Origin of the sequence: Methylibium sp., from assembly GCF_031393925.1 — a bacterium.
In the GTDB taxonomy this organism is placed as follows: domain Bacteria; phylum Pseudomonadota; class Gammaproteobacteria; order Burkholderiales; family Burkholderiaceae_C; genus Methylibium.
Genome location: NZ_JANMWL010000213.1, coordinates 1 through 2,173, shown reverse-complemented (window position 1 = coordinate 2,173; position 2,173 = coordinate 1). Strand labels below are relative to the sequence as shown.

Below are 2,173 nucleotides of genomic sequence, written 5' to 3'. Positions count from 1 at the left end.
GCCGGCAAGGGTGGCCTGAATCTGACCCACGGCGAAGCCTTCGAGTCCTTCATGACGCGCTACGGCGCACGGCGCGGCGCGCTCCTGCCGCTGCTCGAAGCCTTCGACGCGGCCGCGCTGCGCCGCTGGGCCGAGGGCCTGGGCATCGCCACCTTTGTCGGCAGCTCGGGACGCGTGTTCCCGCACGACCTGAAGGCCGCACCGCTGCTGCGCGCCTGGCTGCACCGGCTGCGCGCCCAGGGTGTGGCGCTGCACAGCCGCCACCGCTGGCTCGGCTGGGCCGAAGACGGCGCGTTGCGCTTTGCCACGCCGCTCGGCGAGATGCGGCTGCGCCCGCGCGCGACCTTGCTCGCGCTCGGCGGCGCCAGCTGGGCGCGGCTCGGCTCCGACGGTGCATGGTGGCCGCTGCTGGCCGAGCGCGGCGTCGAGCTGGCGCCGCTCAGGCCGTCGAACTGTGGCTACGACGTGGGCCTGGCCGGCCGGCCGCCGGGCTGGAGCGAACACCTCTGCGAGCGTTTCGCGGGCGCACCGATCAAGCCGGTGGTGCTCGATTTCCAGGCGCGTGAGGGCGCCCGGTTTCACCGCCAGGGCGAGTTCGTCGTCACCGCCACCGGCATCGAAGGCAGCCTGGTCTATGCCGCCTCGGCGCTGCTGCGCGACGAGATCGAGCGCCACGGCGACGCGACGCCCACGCTCGACCTGGTGCCGGATCGCACGTCCGAATTCGTCACTGAGGCGGTGCTGCGAGACCGCGGTGCCCGCTCCCTGGCCAAGCACCTCAAGAGCAGCCTCGGTATCGACGGCGTGAAGGCGGCGCTGCTCTACGAAGTGCTGGGCAAGGACGCCGTCCACGACGCGACCCGCCTGGCCGCCGCACTCAAGGCCTTGCCCTTGCGGCTGGTCGCGCCGCGACCGATCGACGAGGCCATCAGCAGCGCCGGAGGCGTGCGCTTGGAGGCGCTCGACCACCGCTTGATGCTGCGCGCACTGCCGGGCGTGTTCTGCGCCGGCGAAATGCTCGACTGGGAGGCGCCCACGGGCGGCTATCTGCTCAACGCCTGCTTCGCAACCGGGCGCGCGGCCGGTCAGGGCGCGCTCGATTGGCTGGTTTCACCCCCTCGCTCCCTTGGAGAGCGAGGGAGTGAGGGCATCGCTCTCTCTCCCTCTGGCGTCACTCCCTCTCCCGTTGGGAGTGGGCCGGGGTGAGGGCCGGCCGGATGAGCGAAGACAGCGCTCTCGCGACAACCCTCACCTCAACCCGCTCTCCAAAGGGGCGACGGGTTAAGTAAGCCTCGCACTTCTGCGCAGACGGCCCCTTTCTTTCGCGGACAATGCCCGCCATGACCGCAACCCACCCCGTCCACCTCGTCCGCCCGCAACCCGCCACCTTGCACGCGACCAAGGCGCGCTGGAGCGTCGAGGCGACCTTGGCGCTGTTCGAGCTGCCCTTCAACGACTTGTTGTTCCGCGCCCAGCAGGTCCACCGCGAGCACTTCGATGCCAACGCGGTGCAGCGCTCGACCCTGCTGTCGATCAAGACCGGCGGCTGCCCGGAGGACTGCGCCTACTGCCCGCAGTCGGTTCACTACGACACCGGCGTCGAAGCCGACAAGCTGATGGAGCCGGCCGCCGTGCGCGCCGCCGCCGAGGCCGCGGTCAAGGCCGGCGCTACGCGCTTTTGCATGGGCGCTGCCTGGCGCGAACCCAAGGACCGCGACATCGAGAAGGTCGCCGCGCTGGTGCGCGAGGTCAAGTCGCTCGGCCTCGAGGCCTGCTGCACGCTGGGCATGTTGACCAAGCCCCAGGCCGCCACGCTCAAGGAGGCCGGCGTCGACTACTACAACCACAACCTCGACACCGCGCCAGAGGCCTACGGCCGCGTTATCAGCACGCGGGTCTATGAAGACCGGCTGCAAACCCTGGCCCATGTGCGCGAGGCCGGCATGAGCGTGTGCTGCGGCGGCATCGTCGGCATGGGTGAGTCGCGCCGCGAGCGCGCCGGCCTGGTGGCGCAGTTGGCCAACCTCGACCCGCATCCCGAGTCGGTGCCGATCAACGAGTTGGTGCAGGTCGAAGGCACGCCGATGGCCGGCACCGACAAGCTCGACCCGTTCGAGTTCGTGCGCACCATCGCGGTGGCGCGCATCACCATGCCGAGCGCCTACGTGCGCCT

The 2,173-nt window shown here is 70.8% G+C and carries 2 protein-coding genes; both read left to right on the top strand.

All coding sequences use genetic code 11. The annotated features are described in order from the left end of the window. Window positions 1–1,206, top strand: a 1,206-nt coding sequence (locus RMO12_RS11370; protein ID WP_309639372.1) for a TIGR03862 family flavoprotein, incomplete at its 5' end; no start/stop codon positions are given. Window positions 1,207–1,340: 134 nt separating this feature from the next. After that, the coding region (gene bioB / locus RMO12_RS11365; protein ID WP_309639371.1) for a biotin synthase BioB at window positions 1,341–2,173 on the top strand (833 nt) is incomplete at its 3' end.